This window comes from Agrobacterium leguminum (assembly GCF_005144435.2).
Lineage (GTDB): Bacteria > Pseudomonadota > Alphaproteobacteria > Rhizobiales > Rhizobiaceae > Agrobacterium > Agrobacterium leguminum.
Window position 1 is genome coordinate 535,809 of sequence record NZ_CP120211.1, and the last position, 18,720, is coordinate 554,528.

Annotated in this window: 22 protein-coding genes; 13 read left to right on the forward strand and 9 right to left on the reverse strand. The window is 61.2% G+C overall.

From position 1 onward, the window contains the following. Positions 1 to 3: 3 nt before the first annotated feature. The 3 genes from CFBP4996_RS02595 to CFBP4996_RS02605 form a co-directional block, all read right to left on the reverse strand. Entirely contained in the window at positions 4 to 1,518 is a 1,515-nt protein-coding gene (locus CFBP4996_RS02595) for an ABC-F family ATP-binding cassette domain-containing protein (RefSeq protein ID WP_080852525.1), read from the reverse strand. 385 nt (positions 1,519 to 1,903) lie between these two features. Beyond that, positions 1,904 to 2,326 (reverse strand): YciI family protein, encoded by a 423-nt coding sequence (locus tag CFBP4996_RS02600; RefSeq protein WP_003522234.1) that lies wholly within the window; start codon positions 2,324 to 2,326, stop codon positions 1,904 to 1,906. 102 nt (positions 2,327 to 2,428) lie between these two features. Further along, a complete protein-coding gene (locus CFBP4996_RS02605; RefSeq protein ID WP_080852524.1) occupies positions 2,429 to 2,875 on the reverse strand; it encodes a MarR family winged helix-turn-helix transcriptional regulator in 447 nt (148 codons plus the stop codon). A gap of 149 nt (positions 2,876 to 3,024) precedes the next feature. Here CFBP4996_RS02605 and CFBP4996_RS02610 point away from each other — a divergent pair, with 149 nt between their 5' ends. The 3 genes from CFBP4996_RS02610 to CFBP4996_RS02620 all read left to right on the forward strand — a co-directional run bounded on the left by CFBP4996_RS02610 (position 3,025) and on the right by CFBP4996_RS02620 (position 5,154). Next, the gene (locus CFBP4996_RS02610) at positions 3,025 to 3,753 is read left to right on the forward strand and encodes a DUF899 domain-containing protein (RefSeq protein ID WP_059753997.1); all 729 of its coding nucleotides are present in this window, start codon (positions 3,025 to 3,027) and stop codon (positions 3,751 to 3,753) included. Between the two features lie 27 nt (positions 3,754 to 3,780). After that, complete coding sequence (locus tag CFBP4996_RS02615; RefSeq protein ID WP_080852523.1) at positions 3,781 to 4,275, forward strand: DUF1579 domain-containing protein; 495 nt, start codon at positions 3,781 to 3,783, stop codon at positions 4,273 to 4,275. A gap of 99 nt (positions 4,276 to 4,374) precedes the next feature. Next, entirely contained in the window at positions 4,375 to 5,154 is a 780-nt protein-coding gene (locus CFBP4996_RS02620; protein WP_080852522.1) for a VOC family protein, read from the forward strand. Positions 5,155 to 5,194: 40 nt separating this feature from the next. On the opposite strand, the gene CFBP4996_RS02625 is transcribed toward CFBP4996_RS02620, so the two are convergent. Next, positions 5,195 to 6,091 (reverse strand): LysR family transcriptional regulator, encoded by an 897-nt coding sequence (locus CFBP4996_RS02625; RefSeq protein WP_080852521.1) that lies wholly within the window; start codon positions 6,089 to 6,091, stop codon positions 5,195 to 5,197. A 121-nt stretch (positions 6,092 to 6,212) separates the two neighbouring features. Between CFBP4996_RS02625 and CFBP4996_RS02630 the strand changes: the two genes are divergently transcribed. The 3 genes from CFBP4996_RS02630 to CFBP4996_RS02640 are packed head-to-tail and all read left to right on the forward strand — an operon-like array spanning position 6,213 to position 7,766. Beyond that, a complete protein-coding gene (locus tag CFBP4996_RS02630; RefSeq protein ID WP_080852520.1) occupies positions 6,213 to 6,935 on the forward strand; it encodes an SDR family oxidoreductase in 723 nt (240 codons plus the stop codon). Positions 6,936 to 6,945: 10 nt separating this feature from the next. Further along, positions 6,946 to 7,419, forward strand: coding sequence for a carboxymuconolactone decarboxylase family protein (locus CFBP4996_RS02635; RefSeq protein ID WP_162935912.1), 474 nt, complete (start codon positions 6,946 to 6,948; stop codon positions 7,417 to 7,419). Then, entirely contained in the window at positions 7,416 to 7,766 is a 351-nt protein-coding gene (locus CFBP4996_RS02640) for an Atu4866 domain-containing protein (protein WP_080852518.1), read from the forward strand. Before CFBP4996_RS02635 ends, CFBP4996_RS02640 begins: the two co-directional genes overlap by 4 nt. A gap of 55 nt (positions 7,767 to 7,821) precedes the next feature. Here CFBP4996_RS02640 and CFBP4996_RS02645 read toward each other — a convergent pair whose 3' ends face one another. Beyond that, a complete protein-coding gene (locus CFBP4996_RS02645) occupies positions 7,822 to 9,393 on the reverse strand; it encodes a helicase HerA-like C-terminal domain-containing protein (RefSeq protein WP_080852517.1) in 1,572 nt (523 codons plus the stop codon). A 313-nt stretch (positions 9,394 to 9,706) separates the two neighbouring features. Between CFBP4996_RS02645 and CFBP4996_RS02650 the strand changes: the two genes are divergently transcribed. Further along, complete coding sequence (locus CFBP4996_RS02650) at positions 9,707 to 10,099, forward strand: hypothetical protein (protein WP_020813108.1); 393 nt, start codon at positions 9,707 to 9,709, stop codon at positions 10,097 to 10,099. Positions 10,100 to 10,106: 7 nt separating this feature from the next. Here CFBP4996_RS02650 and CFBP4996_RS02655 read toward each other — a convergent pair whose 3' ends face one another. Further along, positions 10,107 to 10,538, reverse strand: coding sequence for a winged helix-turn-helix transcriptional regulator (locus CFBP4996_RS02655; RefSeq protein ID WP_080852516.1), 432 nt, complete (start codon positions 10,536 to 10,538; stop codon positions 10,107 to 10,109). 103 nt (positions 10,539 to 10,641) lie between these two features. Between CFBP4996_RS02655 and CFBP4996_RS02660 the strand changes: the two genes are divergently transcribed. From CFBP4996_RS02660 to CFBP4996_RS02670, 3 genes are all read left to right on the forward strand, one after another. Then, positions 10,642 to 11,400: an SDR family oxidoreductase gene (locus tag CFBP4996_RS02660; protein WP_059753982.1), complete on the forward strand. Its 759-nt coding sequence runs from the start codon at positions 10,642 to 10,644 to the stop codon at positions 11,398 to 11,400. A gap of 70 nt (positions 11,401 to 11,470) precedes the next feature. Next, complete coding sequence (locus tag CFBP4996_RS02665) at positions 11,471 to 12,277, forward strand: AraC family transcriptional regulator (protein ID WP_080852515.1); 807 nt, start codon at positions 11,471 to 11,473, stop codon at positions 12,275 to 12,277. A gap of 268 nt (positions 12,278 to 12,545) precedes the next feature. Continuing rightward, on the forward strand, positions 12,546 to 13,157 hold the full coding sequence (locus CFBP4996_RS02670) for a LysE family translocator (protein ID WP_080852514.1): 612 nt from the start codon (positions 12,546 to 12,548) through the stop codon (positions 13,155 to 13,157). 24 nt (positions 13,158 to 13,181) lie between these two features. Here the strand turns inward: CFBP4996_RS02670 and CFBP4996_RS02675 are convergent, their stop codons facing one another. Both CFBP4996_RS02675 and CFBP4996_RS02680 read right to left on the reverse strand, forming a co-directional pair. Continuing rightward, positions 13,182 to 14,009 (reverse strand): aldo/keto reductase, encoded by an 828-nt coding sequence (locus CFBP4996_RS02675; protein ID WP_080853222.1) that lies wholly within the window; start codon positions 14,007 to 14,009, stop codon positions 13,182 to 13,184. A gap of 112 nt (positions 14,010 to 14,121) precedes the next feature. Continuing rightward, a complete protein-coding gene (locus tag CFBP4996_RS02680; RefSeq protein ID WP_080852513.1) occupies positions 14,122 to 15,048 on the reverse strand; it encodes a bestrophin family protein in 927 nt (308 codons plus the stop codon). A gap of 187 nt (positions 15,049 to 15,235) precedes the next feature. On the opposite strand from CFBP4996_RS02680, the gene CFBP4996_RS02685 reads away from it, so the two are divergent. Next, entirely contained in the window at positions 15,236 to 15,943 is a 708-nt protein-coding gene (locus CFBP4996_RS02685; protein WP_080852512.1) for a helix-turn-helix transcriptional regulator, read from the forward strand. 48 nt (positions 15,944 to 15,991) lie between these two features. Next, the gene (locus tag CFBP4996_RS02690) at positions 15,992 to 16,360 is read left to right on the forward strand and encodes a VOC family protein (protein ID WP_080852511.1); all 369 of its coding nucleotides are present in this window, start codon (positions 15,992 to 15,994) and stop codon (positions 16,358 to 16,360) included. Between the two features lie 238 nt (positions 16,361 to 16,598). Here CFBP4996_RS02690 and tam read toward each other — a convergent pair whose 3' ends face one another. After that, positions 16,599 to 17,369: a trans-aconitate 2-methyltransferase gene (tam, locus tag CFBP4996_RS02695; RefSeq protein WP_080852509.1), complete on the reverse strand. Its 771-nt coding sequence runs from the start codon at positions 17,367 to 17,369 to the stop codon at positions 16,599 to 16,601. 338 nt (positions 17,370 to 17,707) lie between these two features. On the opposite strand from tam, the gene CFBP4996_RS02700 reads away from it, so the two are divergent. Beyond that, the gene (locus CFBP4996_RS02700) at positions 17,708 to 18,589 is read left to right on the forward strand and encodes a branched-chain amino acid aminotransferase (protein ID WP_080852508.1); all 882 of its coding nucleotides are present in this window, start codon (positions 17,708 to 17,710) and stop codon (positions 18,587 to 18,589) included. Positions 18,590 to 18,720 lie beyond the last annotated feature (131 nt).

Consider the following 18,720-nt stretch of genomic DNA (forward strand, 5'->3'; position numbering starts at 1 on the left):
CCATCAGGCCGAGGCGAAAAACCCTTCCGGATCGTCGACTTCCACCAGCCTGCGCTTGTCGATCAGCCAGAAGCGGGTTCCGACAGCCCGCACGAAACTCCTGTCATGCGAGACGAACACGCAGCTGGCTTCGCGGCTGATGATTTCCGCCTCCAGCGCTTCCTGCCCCTCAATGTCCAGATGGTTGGTGGGCTCGTCCAGCAGGTAGAAATTCGGCTCCGCCAGCCGCAGCGCCAGCATGGCAAGCCGGGCCTTCTGCCCGCCGGAAAGGGCGGCGATACGGCGTTTCTGCATTTCCATGTCGATCCCGGCGCCCGCGAGCAGGCCATGGATGCGCTGGTCGCCAATATCGAAGCGGCGGGACAGCAGTGAAACGGGCGTGCTGTCGTCATCGATCTCGGCGAGCGATTGGTCGACATATCCGGCCACCAGCGAGGGCGTGGCCTTGATGCCCTCCTGTATCTGGCCTGCACCCGATACAGCCGCCTGCAGAAGCGACATCAGCCGTGTCTTGCCGACGCCGTTGCGGCCGAGAATGACGATGCGGTCTCCCTGACGGACAAATTGCCGGCCGGTGCGAAACAGCAATGTTCCGTCCGGCGTCGAGACCGGCACATCTTCCAGAGTGACCAGAACCCTGGCATGGGTGCCGCGATTGGCGAGCTGGATCTTGCCGGCGGATCGCTCGATATGGGCGGGCCGCGCCATTTCTTCGATCTTTTCCGCACGCTCACGCAATTGCTTGGTCTTGACGGTCAGAAGATCGCTGCCGGAATTGATGCCGATATTGTTGAGCTTGGCGGCCTGACGGCGCAATTGCTGGGCGGTTTTCATGTCGCGCTGGAAACGCCGTTCATCGGCGGCATCCTCTTCTTCCAGCACCGCCCGTGCGTGGCCATAGGGCAGCCGGAACAGCGCCGAATTTTCCGGCCGCAGGAACAGCGTGCTCCTGGTGACATTGTCGAGGAAGGCGCGGTCATGGCTGACGATGATGACAGCCGTATCGCGCGGCAATTCACCGAGCCAGTTTTCCAGCACATTGATCTTTTCGAGGTCGAGATGGTTGGTCGGCTCGTCGAGCAGCAGCACATCCGGCTCGGTAATCCATGCCCGCGCCAGCATGGCAAGCCTCTGCCAGCCGCCGCTCAGCTCTTTCAGGCGGCGCTCGCGGAACGGTTCCGGCACCAGCATGGCGTCGAAAATAATGTCGGCACGCCAGCTCTCGCTGTCGATCGTGTCCGCCGGCAGGGCGGAAAGCACGGCGTCCCGCATCGTCCATTCCATCAGCGGGGCGGGCAGATGCTGGTGGACGATGGACTGCGTCAGTCCGCGCAGCCGGGTGATATCGCCGCTGGTGGGCTCCATGTCACCGGAAAGGCAATGGAGCAGGGTGGATTTGCCGCAGCCATTGGCGGCGACGATGCCGATGCGGTCTCCCGCATTCACCGTAAGGCTGAGATTGGAAAAAAGCGGCTTGCCCAGAATGATTCCGAGGTTTCGAAGCGTGATGATGGTCATGAAGTCGTCTCTGGCAGGACGGACGCGTGACGAACCGTGGTCTGCCACAGGCAGTACGGGGTTTCGGTTCGGGGTGATCCGTCGTGAAAACATGCGCAACGGCAGACAAGCTGCATTCTGCGCGGCCTTTTGGGCAAACCAGAGTGTTGGTTGTTCCGGTCAGCCCTGCAAACGCGTCTGCAGGGCAAAAAGGTGGCAGAGCTGACGATTGCGCCAGAAGCAGGAAATATCCATGCGAAGCCTCCTTTCTTGAAACGGGTTGAACCGCTTCACCATTAACAGCGGCGGTTGTTCGAGGCAACGGCTTTTGCAGCGGCAGGCGGTGGGGGAGAATGCGGCAAGCCCGCACCCTCCCATTTTAATCCGGCGCTCGCCTGAGCGGCCTTTATTGCTTGGCGACACGGGCGCGCAGTTCTTCCACATGCGCGGCGATTTCCGGCGTTACGGCGTCGCCGAAGTCTTCCATTTCGAACATCGGGCGGATTTCGATTTCGCTGCGCTCCAGCATCGGGTTCGGGCAGCGTTTCACCCAGGCCACGGCCTCGTCCATGTCCTTCACAGTCCAGATCCAGAAGCCGGCGACCAGCTCGTTGGTGTGCGGGAAGGGGCCGTCGATAACCGTGCGGCTGTCACCGTCGAACACAACCCTCTTGCCCTTGGAGGAGGGATGCAGGCCGTCGCCGGATTGCATGATGCCGGCATTGACCAGTTCCTCGTTGAATTTCCCCATCGCCTCGATCAGCTCGGTCGTGGGCATGACGCCATCTTCGCTGCTTTTGGTGGCTTTTACAAAAACGATTGCACGCATGATCATTCCTCCTTGATTGCGCTTTCTTCGTAGTGTCGCTCCCCGGCACGACGGCCGGATGACATTGTCGCCGACAAAAGTGGCGCCATGCCGTCAATCCTGTCAGCCGAGGTCGATAAGGTCGCGGCGCAGCCGGTCGGGGTCGCCGCTGCCGATGCGGGCTTCGATTTCGGCATGGGTCTGTTCCCAGATGGGGAAGGCGGCGGCGAGCACGGCCATGCCGTCCGCCGTCAGCCGCAGCCGCTTGCCGCGCTTGTCCTTCGGGTCCTGCTCGATGCTGACCAGCCCGCGCCGCTCCAGCGGCTTCAGCGCCGCCGTCAGCGTCGTGCGGTCCATGGCCAGAAGATTGGCGACCGGTCCCATCGGCGGCGGCTCCGGCCGGTTGAGCGACATCAGCAGCGAAAATTGTCCATTGGTGATGCCGACCGGCTTCAGTGCATTGTCGAACAACCGCGCCAATGCCCGTGCGGCGCGCTGCGCATGCAGGCACAGACAGGCATCCCGCACTAAAAGAGTTGTCGAAAAAGGAATCACGCTGGCGTTTGACATGGGATAAATATGTTGATATCAACCTAATTAGTCAAGCGGAACTTGATGCCCCGCAGACTGTTTATTGACTTTCAGCACAGAAATAGCCGGCGCCCACCGTTAAAGCGGGGCGGTGCCGTGGTGAAAGACGGATCCAAGGAGGAAAGATCATGTCTCATCCCGTCGTTTCGAAAGAGGAGTGGCTTGCGGCCCGCCGCGATCTGCTGGTGAAGGAAAAGGAAATGACCCGCGCCCGCGACAGGCTGAACGAGGCCCGGCGTGCGCTGCCCTGGGAAGAGGTGACGAAGGATTATATCTTCGATGCCCCTTCCGGCCCCAAATCGCTGAAGGAACTGTTCGGCACCTGCAGCCAGCTCATCGTCTATCACTTCATGCTGGCGCCGGACTGGGAGGAGGGCTGCGTCGGTTGCTCCTTCTTTGCCGACCATGTCGATGGCGCGCTGATCCACCTCAAGCACGGCGATGCGGGTTTCGTTGCGGTTTCGCGCGCGCCGCTTGAGAAGATCGAAAGCTACAGGAACCGCATGGGCTGGAAATTCCCGTGGGTTTCGGCCGAAAGCAGCGACTTCAACTACGATTATCAGGCCTCGTTCCGTGACGAGGACATGGCCAAAGGTGAAATCACCTATAATTACCGTGACATGGCGCCCTATGGCGACCTGAAGGACCTGCACGGCATCAGCGTTTTCGCCAGGGGCGACGACGGCAAGATCTACCACACCTATTCCACCTACGCCCGCGGCGCGGAGCAGACGCTCGGCACGTTGATGCTGCTCGATCTGGTGCCAAAAGGCCGTAACGAGGAGGAGGTAATGGATTGGGTGCGCCGCCACGACCAGTATGAGGACGCGCCGAAGGCGGCAGCCTGCTGCCACTGAAAACGGACGGACGAGGAGGAAACAACAATGGAAATGGAAATCGCCAAGCCGCAGAAGGAACATGAGTTCCTGAAGAGGATCGTCGGAGACTGGGTCATGACCTCCAGTTCCGGCCATGACTGCTATGACGCCAACGATCCCTCGCAGCGATTTACCGAGACGGTCCGCTCCATCGGCGGGCTGTGGATTGTCGGCGAGGGCACTGGCAGGATGCCCGATGGCGACCAGATGACGGCCGTTATCACGGTCGGCTTCGACCCGGCCAAGGGCAATTTCGTCGGCACCTGGGTAGGGTCGATGATGACCAATCTCTGGGTCTACAAGGGCTGGCTGGAAGAGGACGGCAAGACCCTGACGCTGGAAGCGGAAGGCCCGGCCTTCGACGGTTCCGGCCGCACCGATACCTATCACGACGTGCTGGTGCTGCATGACGACAATCATCGCAGCTTTTCCGGCAGCGTCAGGCAGCCGGACGGCACATTCAAGACCTTCATGACATCGGAATTCCGCCGCAAGGCCTGAGGCTCTGCGAAAATTTCATCCGAAAACCACTGGCGCCGCCGCATCCTGCGGCGGGCGCTTGCCGAAACACACCCGCCAAACCCTCCATAGGAGACGACAATGTCCGATACACATGGAAAATTCATCTGGGTCGAGCTGATGACGCCCGACATGGAAGCGGCAGCCCGCTTTTATGGTCATGTCGTCGGCTGGCAGACCAAGGATTTCGGCTCGCCGGAAATGCCCTATCTGGTGCTGGAGGCCTATGGCAAGGGCATGGGCGGCGTCATGGAGCTGACCGACGAGCATAAGGGCCAGGGCATTCCCCCAAACTGGACCGCCTATGTCGATGTCGACGACGTGGACACCACGGCGAAACAATTCGCCGAAAAGGGCGGCGCGGTCAGACGTCCGCCGCAGGACATTCCCGAAATCGGCCGCTTCGCCGTGGTCGCTGATCCCTTCGGTGCGGTACTCTGCATCATGACGCCGCTGCCGATGGAAACCGGCGGTTTCCCCGAGGATATGCAGGAAAAGCAGGGCCATGTCGGCTGGCACGAGCTCTTCACCGATAATGTCGATGAGGCCATGGCCTTTTACGGCGATGTGTTCGGCTGGACCAAGGATCATGATTTCGACATGGGCGACATGGGCCCGTACCGCATCTTCGCCTACAGGGGCAAGGCCGTCGGCGGCATGATGAAACGCATGCCGCAGGTCCCCGTCTGTCACTGGGGTTATTATTTCAATGTGGACGGTATCGATGACGCCATTACCCGCGTCAGCACCGGCGGCGGCAAGGTCGTCAACGGTCCGATGGAGGTTCCCGGCGAAAGCTGGATCGTCAACTGCGTCGATCCGCAGGGCGCTTATTTCTCGCTGGTTTCGCAGAGGAAATAGCCCTGTTTTCTAACGATCTGCCGGGGCTCGCTCCGGCAGATTACCGCTCTCTCGACAGGCGGACGTGATCGATGAAGGCACGCAGCTTCGGCGCAAGATTGTGGCGGCTGGGATAATAGAGATAAAATCCCGCAAAGCTCGGGGAGTGGTCTTCCAGCATGGAAACGAGCTGTCCGCTCTCCAGATAGGGGCGGAATGTCTCTTCCATGCCGAATGTGATGCCCGCACCGGCGCAGGCCAGCTTGATCATCAACTGCATGTCGTTGGTGGTGAAGGCTGGCTCCACCGCCACCGCGAATTCGCGGCCGTTTTCCGCAAATTCCCACCTGTACGGCGCCACACCCGGACGCGGTCGCCAGCCGATACACCTGTGCCCTATCAATTCGCGGGGCTGCGCCGGCAGGCCGAAGCGGTCCCGATAGTGCGGCGAGCAGACGGCGAGCTGCCGCTGCGGAACGGAAACCGGAACCGCAATCATGTCCTGCGCGATCAGTTCTCCAAGACGCACGCCGGCATCGTAGTGCTCGGCGACGATATCGAATTCCTCGTCCGTCACGACGATATCGAGCTGCACTTCGGGATGTATTTCCGCAAAGCGCGCAAGCAATGGCCCGGATAAAAAACGCTCGGCTATCGAGGACACCGCAAGCCGCAACTGCCCGCGCACGGCGTCGCTCAGGGACGACGCGGCATTGGCAGCCTCAACGAGATTGCCGATGGATGGCGACACATCCGCATAAAGCTGCTGTCCCGCTTCCGTCAGGCTGACGCTGCGCGTCGTGCGCTGCACCAGCGCTATTCCCATCGTTTCTTCAAGCTTGCGGATGGTCTGGCTGACGGCGGAGCGGGTTACGCCGAGCCTGTCTGCAACGGCCCGGAAGTTGCGTTCCTCGGCAACCATGCAGAATGTCGAAAGCGCGTTGAGATCGATGTTCATTGGTTAGAAATTCTACCCATTGAGGTTATGATTGAGGCGGTTATCACGACAATGCCCAAGCTTTATCTTGTCCGCAACGGTCGCTTCCAGAAAAACCGGCCGTAACACCAAGGAGAAAGCCATGACATTGAACAAAGTCGTTCTCATCACAGGTGCATCGAGCGGGATCGGTGAGGGTATCGCAAGGGAACTGGCCGCCGCCGGGGCGAAGCTGGTGCTGGGCGCGCGCCGCATGGACCGCTTGCAGGCGCTTGCCGAAGAATTGCGCGGGAAGGGCGCCGAGGTCATCATCCAGCCGCTGAACGTGACGGACAGACAGAGCGTCGAGGTCTTTGCGGAGGCGGGGCGCAAGGCTTTCGGGCAGGTCGACGTCATCGTCAACAATGCCGGCATCATGCCGCTGTCGCTGATGTCGTCCCTGAAGGTCGACGAATGGGACCGCATGATCGACGTCAACATCAAGGGTGTGCTTTATGGCGTCGCCGCCGTTCTGCCCGAGATGACGGCCCGTTCTTCCGGCCATATCATCAACATCGCCTCCATCGGTGCGCTCGCCGTCTCGCCCACGGCTGCGGTTTATTGCGCGACGAAATTTGCAGTGCGGGCGATTTCGGACGGGCTGCGGCAGGAAAACCGCGACCTGCGGGTCACCTGCATTCACCCCGGCGTGGTGGAAAGCGAACTTGCCCACACCATCACCGATCCCGCCGCTGCGGAACTGATGCAGACCTATCGGGCCATCGCCCTGAAGCCCGACGCCATCGGCCGCGCGGTGCGTTACGCCATCGAGCAGCCCGACGATGTGGACGTCAATGAGATCGTCGTCCGACCCACCGCCGCCTGAGGAGAGCGACATGAAAGCGATTTTTCCGACCGTGCTTGCGGTTGCCATGCTTGCGGCAAGTGCCGCCATCGCCAATCCGCAACGACTGGATGACAGGCTGAAGCGTGGCGATGAAGTCGTCCGCAGCCTCAATAATGGCCAGCCCCAGTCTAATCTGGAACGTCTGCGGCAGGAGTTTCCTTTCCTTGCGGATGCGACTGAAGGCTACGCCCTAGGGGAGGTCTGGTCCCGGCCGGGTCTGGACAACCGCACCCGCCAGCTTGCCGCCGTTGCGGTCATGGCGGCCCTTGGCGAGCGTGATCTGATGAAGGTCCATGCCGGTTATGCGCTCAATGTGGGCGCAACCGACGAAGAGCTGAAGGAAATGGTCTATCTGATCACCGTTCCCGCAGGTTTTCCCAAAGCCATCGCCGCATCCCGCACGCTTGCCGAGCTGTTTGAGGAACGCCGCGCCAACGCCGCATCTGGAGGGCAAAAACAATGAGCATTGTTTCGACATCCGTTGCGCTTCTGCTTGCAACGGCTTCCGCCGATACGGGTTCCCGCAAAGCGAGCGACGCCATGGACGTGAATATGACCGAAACGTCTCAAACCCGGAACCACCCCTATATCGGCATGTGGGTCACCGGCGATGGCCACATTCGCCAGGAACTTCTGCCGAATGGCCGGTATGACGAGGCGCGGGGCAACCGCAAAAGCGCCTATCGGGGGCGGTATGAGGTGAAGGGAAACCATATCGATTATTGGGACGATACCGGCTTTACCGCCGACGGCGAATTCGTCGACGACGTGCTTTATCACGGCGGCATGATCTTCTATCGCCAGAAGTAACGTCCCGCCAATCACGCGCCGCCCGCCCCATCGAGGGCCGGCGGCGTATCCGTTTCTATCGCTTCAAACTACCCAGAATCCCGCGCACGATGGCGCGGCCGACCGACGTGGCAACCGAGCGGGCAGCGCTTTTCATTGCCGCCTCGATCACCGTTTCGCGCTGGTATCCGGTCTTGCGTGCGCCGCCATTGCGCGAGCCGGTGGAGGCCGGTGCGGGTTCTTCATCGCCAAAGCCGGGCAGGCGCCAGCGGCCGGAAGCGCTCTCGGACTGGCTGGCGGCGTTTTCTTCTTCCGCACGTCTGGCGGCTTCTGCATCGGCAGCCTTCTGGGCGCGGGCGGCGAGGATTTCGAAGGCCGATTCCCGGTCGATATCCTTGTCATATTGCCCGGCGACGGGGCTCACATCGATCAGGGACTTGCGTTCCGCATCGGTGAGCGGCCCGACACGGCCGGAAGGCGGACGTACCAGCGTGCGCTCGACGATGGAGGGAGCGCCCTTGTCGTGCAGGGTGGAAATCAGCGCCTCACCGGTGCCGAGCGTGGTGATGGTGTCGGCGGTGTTGAAAGCCGGGTTCTGGCGGAAGGTGTCGGCCGCGGTGCGCACCGCCTTCTGCTCGCGCGGCGTATAGGCGCGAAGCGCGTGCTGCACGCGGTTGCCGAGCTGGGCGAGAACGGTTTCCGGCACGTCGAGCGGGTTCTGCGTCACGAAATAGACGCCGACGCCCTTGGAGCGGATGAGCCGCACCACCTGTTCCACGCGCTCCACCAGCACTCGCGGCGCATCGTTGAAGAGCAGATGCGCCTCGTCGAAGAAGAACACCAGACGTGGCTTTTCCGGGTCGCCCACTTCCGGCAGCTCTTCGAACAGTTCCGAAAGCATCCAGAGCAGGAAGGTGGCGTAAAGGCGCGGGTTCATCATCAGTTTGTCGGCGGCGAGAACCGAAATCGTGCCAACCCCATCCGTGCCCACACGCATGATGTCGGCGATTTTCAGCGCCGGTTCGCCGAAGAAATTCGCCGCACCCTGCTGTTCCAGAACCAGCAGCCCGCGCTGCAGCGAACCGACCGAGGCCTTGGAAATCAGGCCGAACTGGTTGGAAAGCTCGGTTGCGTTTTCACCCATATAGTTCAGGAGCGATTGCAGGTCCTTGAGATCGAGCAGCGGCAGCCCGCCCTGATCGGCGATCTTGAAGGCGATGTTGAGCACGCCTTCCTGCGCTTCCGAAGCATCCATCAGCCGGGCAAGCAGCAGCGGCCCCATTTCGGCGATGGTGGCGCGGACGCGATGGCCTTTTTCACCGTAGAGATCCCAGAAGATCACCGGCGATTTGCCATAGGCAAAATCGGTGAAGCCGATCTGTTCGGCGCGCTTCTGCACCCAGTCCTTGGCTTCGCCCTGTGCGGCGATGCCGGAAAGGTCGCCCTTGATATCGGCGCAGAAAACCGGCACGCCGGCCTTGGAAAAACCTTCGGCCAGCACCTGCAACGTCACGGTCTTGCCCGTTCCCGTCGCGCCGGTGATGAGGCCATGGCGGTTGCCGAATTTCAGTTCCAGATATTCGCCCTTGTTCAGGCTGTCGTCCGGATTGCGGCTGGTCCCGATATAGAGCTGTCCGTCCTGCAACATCGACCATTTTCTCCTGCGGCTGGTGCATGACCTTAAAATCGCGGTGGATTTTGCAAAAGTCATGTCCGAATTTAAAGCGTCACTACCATGTTGTGGCCACTTCTGACGATAGCGGCCTTTTCATAGTTTGGTTGTGATGATCTTATAAGGACAGTTTCAAGGCGCAACAACTGCTTGATGGCGATGAAGAAAAACCGCTTGATGAAAGTTGCCGCACCTGACCCTGGCCGCTTGAATGCGGCATGATATTGTTTTACGTTGACGTTAACGTCAGTTATTCGATGTTGGCGTCGTTTTTCAACAGGAGGCAAGAATGAACGAAGTCGTGAGCCAGATCGCCGAGAAGGCGGGAATAAGCCCCGAACTGGCCGAAAAGGCCATTGGCATGATTCTCGGTTTTCTTCAGCGTGAGGCGGAAGACGGCCCGATCGCCCGCATGATCGAAGCCATTCCCGGCGCCAGCGAACTGGTGGCGCAGTATAATGGCGAAGGCGCCGGCGGCGGCGGTCTGCTTGGCGGCTTGATGAGCGCGATCGGCGGCGGCGGTATCATGGGGCTGGGCCAGCAGCTGATGAGCCAGGGCCTCGGCATGAGCGAGATTTCCACTCTCGCCAAGGAAACCATCTCCGTTGCCCGCCAGCATGCGGGCGATGAGGTTGTCGATCAGGTAATCGCCTCGGTTCCGGGCCTCAGCCAGTTCGCCTGAGGCGAAACTACTCCATAGCGGGGCGCGGCGGCTGTTCATTGAACAGGCGTCGCGCCTCTTCTATTTCGGCATGGTGCGTTTCCGCCCATATCCACACGCCGCAAAAGGCGCTGCCCAGCGTGCGGCCGAGGTTCGTCAGGCCGTAATCCACATGCGGCGGGATGACGGGATGCACGGTGCGGCGCACCAGCCCGTCGCTTTCCATCTGCCGCAGCGTTTTCGTCAGCATCTTCTGGCTGATATTGCCGACCAGCCTGCCGATCTGCGTGAAGCGCAGCGTGCCATGCTCTTCCAGCACTTCCAGAATGAGCATCGTCCATTTGTCGGCCACCTTGGCAATGATGTCCTGAACCAGCGCCTCTATCGCCCGATCGGTATCCGTGGGTGGCGGAACCTTGCGCCGGCTTTCGATGGCCGGGTCGGCGGCGTGCCGTTTCATCTCACACTCTCCTTTGGGTAAGTATAAATCTTTTGGGTGCCTACTTTCGATTGGAGAGTATCATAGCTAACTTCCTTTCAGCCAACAAGCAAAGGATGCTCCAATGAAAATCGCTGATAACACCATTCTCATCACCGGCGGCGGTTCCGGCATCGGCCGGGCGCTGGCGGAAGCGTTTCACAAGGCCGGCAACCGGGTCATCATTTCCGGCCGCCGCAAGGCCGTGCTCGACGAGGTGACGGCCGCCAATCCCGGCATGGCCTCGATGGTGATGGACGCGACGGACGCCGCAGGCATTCGCGCGTTTGCCGAAGCTCTGGTGAAGGCCCATCCGACCCTCAACGCCGTCATCAACAATGCCGGTATCATGCGGCCGGAAGACATCGCCGCAGCACCGGATTATCTCGACACGGCCGAAGAAACCATCGCCACCAATCTTCTAGCACCCATTCGCCTGACGGCGGCGCTTTTGCCGCATTTCCTGAAACAGCCTGCCGCCACGGTTCTAACGGTTTCCTCCGGCCTCGCCTTCGTGCCCATGGTGCTGACCCCCACCTACAGCGCCACCAAATCGGCCATCCACGCCTATTCGGTCGCGCTGCGCGAGCAACTGAAGGAAACACCGGTGGAGGTCATCGAAATCGTGCCGCCCTATGTGCAGACGACGTTGATGGGCGAGGGGCAGGCGAGCGACGAAAGGGCCATGCCGCTCGACGCCTTCATTTCCGAGGTGATGGATATTCTTGAAAATCGCCCGGATGAGAAGGAAGTGGTGGTGGAACGCTGCAAGCCGCTGCGTTTCGCCGCGCAGAACGGCAATTTCGATCAGGTCTTCGCCATGATCAACCATATGCATCCGTAAAGGGCCGCATCTGTCGCGACTGGGCATCCTGTGATAGCGTCGCGCTCTAATCTGCGGAGCGCGCGCTTTCATGGCCCAAGGCCGGTTCCTGATGCCGAAAACCATTCTGCCCGGTGTCGTCGCCGTGGTGGCGGATAGCGACCGTTCCTTTCCGCGCCACATGCACGATCAGTTCGGCATCGGTCTCATCGAACGCGGGGCGCAGAAATCGCTCTCCGGCCGCGGCATGGTGGAAGCGGGCGCCGGCCATCTCATCACCGTCAATCCGGGCGAGGTGCATGACGGTATTCCGCTCGGGGAGGGCGGCCGCGCCTGGCGGATGCTCTATCTCGACATCGATATCGTCCGCGACGCCATTGCCGATATCGGCGAGACGGATCGCGGCGCGTTCGAATTCGCCTATCCCGTCGATATCAGGCCGCTGGCGAAGCGGTTCAACGCTGTCTTTGCAGCCATGACGGCAAGGGAACGGCCGGGCGAAACCCTTCGTGGCGACGAGACCCTGCTGACGCTTCTGGCGGGGGCGATGGAGACGGCGGCGAAGCCGGGCGAAATCGCCGCACCCGAGAATATAAGGCGGGCGAAAAGCCGCATCGATGATGAGCCCTCCCGGCCGTTCCGCCTTGCCGATCTCGCCGCGGAAGCCGGCATGAGCCAGTTCCGCTTCCTGCGCGCTTTCGCCAGGGCCACCGGGCTGACGCCGCACAGCTATCTTCTCCAGCGGCGTGTCCATGTGGCCCGCCATGCGCTGGCCAGAGGCACGCCGCCCGCCGAAGCGGCCTTTGCCGCCGGTTTTGTCGACCAGAGCCATCTGAACCGGTTCTTCGTGCGGCAATTCGGGGTTACGCCGGCGGTTTACCGGGCGGCGCTTTCGTAGATTCTTTCTCCGCCCTCATTCCTGTGCCTGTCACAGGAATCCAGCCAGCCCAAGTCCTTGGGCTGAAAAGAGTCCTCCCGCCGCGCAGACGCGCGTCGACTGGATTCCTGTGACAGGCACAGGAATGAGGACGGAGTGGGCTGGCCGATACTCTGACCCGCCACTTCGGCGCGCGCCGACGAGCGTCTGTGCCGCAATTTCATCCAAGACACCCCACCCCACGCACCCTCATGCTCCTGTCCTCCACCCCACAGGACATATCCGCACCATGACACCCGAATTCCTCATCACATCCTTCATCGTCGCCGCTTCTCCCGGAACCGGCGTGGTCTACACGCTCGCCGCCGGTCTTTCGCAGGGGGCGAGGGCGAGCGTCATCGCGGCCTTCGGCTGCACGCTTGGCATCGTGCCGCATCTGCTCGCCGCCATCACCGGCCTTGCCGCCATCCTGCACACCAGCGCGCTCGCCTTCGGCATCGTCAAATATCTGGGGGTCGCCTACCTCCTCTACATGGCGTGGAACACGCTGCGGGAGGACGGTGCGCTGAAGATCGACGATACGAGGGAGCCCCGGAAGGCCGCCCGCATCATCGGCGAGGCGATCCTCATCAATTTGCTGAACCCGAAACTGTCGATCTTCTTTTTCGCTTTCCTGCCGCAGTTCATCGCGGCGGATGAGGCTTTGCCGACATGGCGCATGATCGATCTCGGGCTGATCTTCATGGCCATGACGTTTCTGGTATTTGCGCTTTATGGCTGTTTCGCCGCCTCGGTCCGGCGGCAGGTGGTGTCGCGCCCGGCGGTCCTCGCCTGGCTGCGGCGCAGCTTCGCGGCCGCTTTCGTGGCGCTGGGTGCGAAGCTGGCCCTGACCGAGCGATGAGACCAGAGCGGAGGGAAGGCCGCCTCAGTCGTCCCAATCGGGCGCGAGGTGGCCGGGATTGACGATGCGGCCATTCGGCTTTGCAAGCGCGTGGATCGCCCGCATTTCCTCTTCGGTCAGCGCAAAATCGAAAACATCGAAATTCTCCTTGAGGCGGCTTTCGGTCGCCGTCTTGGAGAGCGCCACGATATCCGGCTGCTGCACCGCCCAGCGCAGGGTCACCTGCGCGGCGGTCTTGCCGTGTTTTGCGCCGATATCCTTCAGCACGGGATCGTTCGGCACCTTGCCATCGGCCATCAGATAATAGGCCGTCACCGACATCCCGTGCTTGCGCGCCGCCGAAATCACCTTCGTCTGGTCGAGATAGGGGTGATATTCGATCTGGTTGGTGGCAAGCGGCGTGTCGGAAAGCTTCACCGCCTCTTCGGTCAGCGCCACATTGAAGTTGGAAATACCGATATTGCGCGCCTTGCCGGCCTTGCGTACCGCGTTCAGCGCACCCATGCGCTCGGCAAGCGGCACATCGCTCTTCGGCCAGTGCAGCAGCAGCAGATCGACATAGTCGGTCTTCAGCTTCGCAAGGCTTTCCTCGACGGAAGCGAGAAAATCGTCGTGGCGGAAGCGATCCACCCAGACCTTGGTGGTGAGAAAGATATCATGCCGGGAAATGCCCGATTGCGCGATGACCTCGCCGACCGCGCCTTCGTTCTTGTAGATCTGGGCGGTATCGACATGGCGGAAGCCGAGTTTCAGCGCTTCCGGCAGAATGCGCCTGACATCGTCTTCCGGAATGCGGAAGGTGCCGAAACCGAGGGCGGGAATATTCGCGCCATTCGCGCTGACGTCATACATGGGATGTCTCTCCTGTTTGCTGAAAACATCGCCGGCGCGGGATGCCGGGCGGGGGAAGCCGTCTTTCATTAACTGGTGTCCGCGCGATCGGTTTCAACCCGGCGGGACGATATCACATCAGCACGTAGTCCACCGGGCGCGGATCGGCCGGCAGATCGGTCTCGCCCATCGCCTCGCGCAGATTGATCTCGATGGTGGTGGCGAGCGAATTGATCGGCAGCGCATTGAGGCCGGTGCCGAAGGGGTCCTCCAGCTCGTCGGACAGCGCATCGAGACCGAAGAATGTATAGGCGATGAGCGTGGCGGTAAACGGCGTGGCCCAGCCGAGCAGGTCCGTGAAACCGAACGGCAGCAGCAGGCAGAACAGATGCGCGGTACGGTGAAGCAGCAGCGAATAACCGAAGGGAACCGGCGTCTGGCGGATACGCTCGCACGAAGCCTGCGCGGCCCCCATCTGCTGCACGGTGGCATCCAGCATCTGCAGCTGGATATCGCTGATCTGCCCCTTGCCATGGGCGGAGACGACGGCGCCGGATATTTCGCGCAGCAGCATGTCCGGCCGGTTGCGGCTGCGGTCGTAAATATTCCTGAGATCATCCGGAACGAGGCTGGCCGCAGTGGCGGTCGCATCGCCGGGGCGCAGATGCGAAACCAGCGCGTGGCAGAAGGCGATGGCAAGATCGGTGATCCGCCGGCGGGTAACGGGGTCGGCGACATCCTGCCGGCTATCGAGCATGAGGCTCTGGCGTGAAAGCGCGCGGGCGACGGTAATCAGCGCACCCCATTGCTTGCGGGCTTCCCACCAGCGGTCGTAACAGGCATTGGCGCGAAAACCGAGAAACACCGAAAGCGCGATGCCGAGCAGCGAAAAGGGCGCGCCGTTTAACGCCTGCACCAGATCCGGCCGGTCCTTGTGCGCCCAGACAACCAGCGTCGACAGCAGGAAAACCGCAAGCACCTGCGGAAAGATGCGGACGATGATGGAGCCGCGCACGATGAGGAAAAGCTGTAGCAGGTTCGGTTTTGGACGAACGATCATGGCGGAAACTCGAAATGCCTGTGGCGGATGGGAGGGGCGTGAAAGAGCCTGACCCTATCTACATGCTGGCGACGCGGCCTTGTCCACCCTTTTTTGCATGGTTGCGCCCGGCGGCCGGCGGCGCTACGCGTCTATCGCCGGGATCGTCAACGCCACGGTCTGGCTATGCGGTGGAAGGAAATATCGCGTGTCACGCTCACAACGGCTTCTCGATCTGTTGCAGATCCTGCGCTCCCACCGCATGCCGGTCAGCGGCGCGGCCCTTGCCGCGCAAACCGGCGTCAGCCTGCGCACGCTCTACCGCGATATAGCGACGCTTCAGGCGCAGGGCGCGGATATCGAGGGCGAAGCGGGCGTGGGTTATGTGCTGCGCCCCGGTTTCCTGTTGCCGCCGCTGATGTTTTCGCAGCAGGAAATCGAGGCGCTGGTGCTCGGCTCGCGCTGGGTGGCGGGCCGCGCTGATGCGGGATTGGCGGAGGCCGCCCGCGCCGCTCTCGTCAAGATCGGCGCCGTGCTTCCCGATGCCCTGCGTGAGGAACTCGATCATTCCACCCTGCTTGTCGGTCCGGGGCAGGGCCTTGCCGCCATCCATGTCGATCTGGCGACCATTCGCGATACGATCCGTAAGGAAAGCAGGGTCCTCATCACCTATCGCGATGAAAAGGGAGAGGTGACGGAACGGGTGATCTGGCCCTTCGCGCTCGCTTTTTTCGATCTGGTGCGGGTGGTGCTGGGCTGGTGCGAGACACGGCAGGACTACCGCAGTTTCCGGGCCGACCGCATCGAAGATTTCCGCCCTCTCGACAGCCGTTATCCGCGCCGCCGCCAGGCGCTGCTGAAAGAATGGCGCGAAAGGGAAAAACAGCGGCGGCGGCATCATGCTGACAAAAACTGACAACAGCGGGGTCTAGAAACCGTTCATCCGCAACACAGGAGAACAGCCATGACCCACCCCGATTTCACCATCCTTTACGTTGACAACCCGCCGGCCAGCACCGAATTTTACAGGGCCCTGCTGGGTGCGGAGCCGGTCGAAGCCTCGCCGACATTCTCGCTCTTCGTGCTTCAGAACGGCATGAAACTCGGCCTTTGGTCGCGGCACACCGTGGAGCCGAAGGCATCGGTCACGGGCGGCGGCGGCGAGCTTGCCTTCCGCGTTGAAAACGATGCGCGGGTGGACGAGATTTTTGCGGATTGGAAGGCGAAGGGCATCGATATGCTGCAGCAGCCCGCGGGCATGGAATTCGGCTACACCTTTACCGCCGCCGACCCTGACAATCACCGTCTCCGGGTCTATGCCTTTGCAGGTTAGAGAGAATGCGTTGAGGACTGTTTGGCTAAGGAAGCTTGACCTCTTTCATCGTACTCTGCATCCCGTACGCTCCTCATCCCTGTGCTTGTCACAGGGATCCAGCCAGCCCAAGTCCTTGGGCTGGGAAGTCTCTCCCCATCGCGCAGACGCGCGCCGGCTGGATTCCTGTGACAAGCACAGGAATGAGGGTTGAGAGGATGCGCCAGCATGCGAAAAACGCGGCATCGTGTAGCGTGCGCTACTTCTTCACCGCCACCACAAAAAGCCGGGGAAAGCGCAGAAGCAGGCGGCCGTCCGCCATCGGCGGATAGGCCGCCTTGATGCGCCGCGTATAGTCGGCGAGGAAGGCTTCGCGGTTTTCCTCGCCGGCAGCGGTGAGATAGGGGCGCAGCCCCGTGCCCTTGACCCATTCGACGATGCTTTCCGCATCCTTCATCGGATGATTATAGATGGTGTGCCACACATCCACCCGCGCGGATTTCGGCGTCAGCGCATCGAAATAATCCGAAGGCGCGGGCAGGGGTTTGCGGCGCAGCCTGCCATCTGCAAACGTGTCCTTCCAGGAACCGTTCGCTCCGGTTTCCTCCATGGCGCGATGCGTCGGCTCCTGCAGATTGTCGGGCATCTGCACGGCCAGAACGCCGCCGCTTTCCAACTGGTCCATCAGTTGCGAAAGAACGGTGAGATGATCCGGCACCCATTGGAACACGGCATTGGCGTAAAGCAGGTCTGCCTTCTGCGCCGGCTTCCACTGGGAAAGATCGGCCTTGCCGAAGCGCGTGGTCGGCAGCCGGTCCGCCGCCTTTTCCAGCATGTCGTCATCGCTGTCGATGCCGGTAATGACATTGACGCCGTAACGGTCGGTCAGAAGCTCGGTGGAATTGCCGGGGCCGCAGCCGAGGTCATAGCCATTCAGCACTCGCTCCAGCGGCACCTGCGCCAGAAGATCACGCGCGGGACGCGTCCGCTCGTCTTCGAATTTCAGATATTGGTGGGCGGACCATGCCATGATTTTCCTCCTGCAAAATGCCGTCAGATCGCCAGCATCGCATGCGGCAAATCGCGCCGCTATCGTCCGATGCATGAATTATTGTGATGAATCTATTCATCAACCTTTTGTTTCACCTCATAAAACGTGCTTGCGGGGCCGTCGCTTTGTTATTTTCCATCAAAATCAGAAATCGCTGCAATTAAAACTTGACCTCGTCCGGGGAGAGGCATTCACTCCGGCCGATTTCCAGCACATGCCCCGTTGAGAGCGCGCAGCGCTCTTCATCCGGCAATGCATCAGAACAAAAAAGACGGAGCGTTTTTGCCGAACGAAAACGCTTGAGACAGGAGACCATCATGAGCGTCGATACCGCACCCCGATCAACCACCTGGACCTATGTTGACGGTCAATGGCTGCCCGGCAATCCGCCGCTCATCGGCCCGACCTCGCATGCCATGTGGCTGGCCTCCACGGTGTTCGACGGTGCGCGCTGGTTCGATGGCGTGGCGCCCGATCTCGATCTGCACTGCCAGCGTATCAATCGCTCCGCCGTCAATATGGGCATGAAGCCGACCATGACGGCTGAGGAGATCGAGTTGCTGGCGCTCGAAGGCGTCAAGAAATTCGACGGCAAGATGGCGATCTACATCAAGCCGATGTACTGGGCCGAACACGGCATGCCCGGCAGCGTCGTGGCGCCCGATGCCGGTTCCACCCGGTTTGCGCTTTGCCTTTTCGAAGCGCCGATGGATGCCGGCAAGCCGCTGACGCTCACCGTTTCGCCGCTGCGCCGCCCTTCGCCGGAAACCGCCATGACCGACGCCAAGGCCGGCAGCCTTTATCCCAATAGCGGCCGCGCCATTCTGGAAGCGCGCTCGCGCGGTTTCGACAATGCCCTGATGCGCGACATGAACGGCAATGTCGCCGAATCCGCTTCGGCCAACATCTTCATGGTCAAGGACGGCGTTGTCCTTACCCCGGTTCCGAACCGCACCTTCCTTGCCGGCATCACCCGTTCGCGCGTGATCGGCCTTCTGCGCCAGGCCGGTTTCGACGTGCGGGAAGCGACGCTTTCGGTCGAGGATTTCCGCGAGGCCGATGAAATCTTTTGCTCCGGCAATTATTCCAAGGTTTCGCCCGTCGTGAAGCTCGACGATCGCGAATTGCAGGCAGGCCCCGTCGCCCGCAAGGCGCTCGATCTCTACATGGACTGGGCGCGTCTCGGCGCGGACGTTTAAGGTCGGGTAAAATCCATAGTTTCAAAAGGCCGCGGCAGGCTCATCCCTGCCGCGGCCTTTTGTTTTGAGCTGCATTATTTCCCATAAAAATTCAGGGGGAATTTAATCCAATTTTAGAGGACCACAGGCTA

Bases quoted from the DNA above. Each gene is read 5' to 3' on its own strand.
- CFBP4996_RS02595 (WP_080852525.1), bottom strand. From the start codon at position 1,518: ATGACCATCATCACGCTTCGAAACCTCGGAATCATTCTGGGCAAGCCG.
- CFBP4996_RS02600 (WP_003522234.1), bottom strand. From the start codon at position 2,326: ATGCGTGCAATCGTTTTTGTAAAAGCCACCAAAAGCAGCGAAGATGGC.
- CFBP4996_RS02605 (WP_080852524.1), bottom strand. From the start codon at position 2,875: ATGTCAAACGCCAGCGTGATTCCTTTTTCGACAACTCTTTTAGTGCGG.
- CFBP4996_RS02610 (WP_059753997.1), top strand. From the start codon at position 3,025: ATGTCTCATCCCGTCGTTTCGAAAGAGGAGTGGCTTGCGGCCCGCCGC.
- CFBP4996_RS02615 (WP_080852523.1), top strand. From the start codon at position 3,781: ATGGAAATGGAAATCGCCAAGCCGCAGAAGGAACATGAGTTCCTGAAG.
- CFBP4996_RS02620 (WP_080852522.1), top strand. From the start codon at position 4,375: ATGTCCGATACACATGGAAAATTCATCTGGGTCGAGCTGATGACGCCC.
- CFBP4996_RS02625 (WP_080852521.1), bottom strand. From the start codon at position 6,091: ATGAACATCGATCTCAACGCGCTTTCGACATTCTGCATGGTTGCCGAG.
- CFBP4996_RS02630 (WP_080852520.1), top strand. From the start codon at position 6,213: ATGACATTGAACAAAGTCGTTCTCATCACAGGTGCATCGAGCGGGATC.
- CFBP4996_RS02635 (WP_162935912.1), top strand. From the start codon at position 6,946: ATGAAAGCGATTTTTCCGACCGTGCTTGCGGTTGCCATGCTTGCGGCA.
- CFBP4996_RS02640 (WP_080852518.1), top strand. From the start codon at position 7,416: ATGAGCATTGTTTCGACATCCGTTGCGCTTCTGCTTGCAACGGCTTCC.
- CFBP4996_RS02645 (WP_080852517.1), bottom strand. From the start codon at position 9,393: ATGTTGCAGGACGGACAGCTCTATATCGGGACCAGCCGCAATCCGGAC.
- CFBP4996_RS02650 (WP_020813108.1), top strand. From the start codon at position 9,707: ATGAACGAAGTCGTGAGCCAGATCGCCGAGAAGGCGGGAATAAGCCCC.
- CFBP4996_RS02655 (WP_080852516.1), bottom strand. From the start codon at position 10,538: ATGAAACGGCACGCCGCCGACCCGGCCATCGAAAGCCGGCGCAAGGTT.
- CFBP4996_RS02660 (WP_059753982.1), top strand. From the start codon at position 10,642: ATGAAAATCGCTGATAACACCATTCTCATCACCGGCGGCGGTTCCGGC.
- CFBP4996_RS02665 (WP_080852515.1), top strand. From the start codon at position 11,471: ATGGCCCAAGGCCGGTTCCTGATGCCGAAAACCATTCTGCCCGGTGTC.
- CFBP4996_RS02670 (WP_080852514.1), top strand. From the start codon at position 12,546: ATGACACCCGAATTCCTCATCACATCCTTCATCGTCGCCGCTTCTCCC.
- CFBP4996_RS02675 (WP_080853222.1), bottom strand. From the start codon at position 14,009: ATGTATGACGTCAGCGCGAATGGCGCGAATATTCCCGCCCTCGGTTTC.
- CFBP4996_RS02680 (WP_080852513.1), bottom strand. From the start codon at position 15,048: ATGATCGTTCGTCCAAAACCGAACCTGCTACAGCTTTTCCTCATCGTG.
- CFBP4996_RS02690 (WP_080852511.1), top strand. From the start codon at position 15,992: ATGACCCACCCCGATTTCACCATCCTTTACGTTGACAACCCGCCGGCC.
- tam (WP_080852509.1), bottom strand. From the start codon at position 17,369: ATGGCATGGTCCGCCCACCAATATCTGAAATTCGAAGACGAGCGGACG.
- CFBP4996_RS02700 (WP_080852508.1), top strand. From the start codon at position 17,708: ATGAGCGTCGATACCGCACCCCGATCAACCACCTGGACCTATGTTGAC.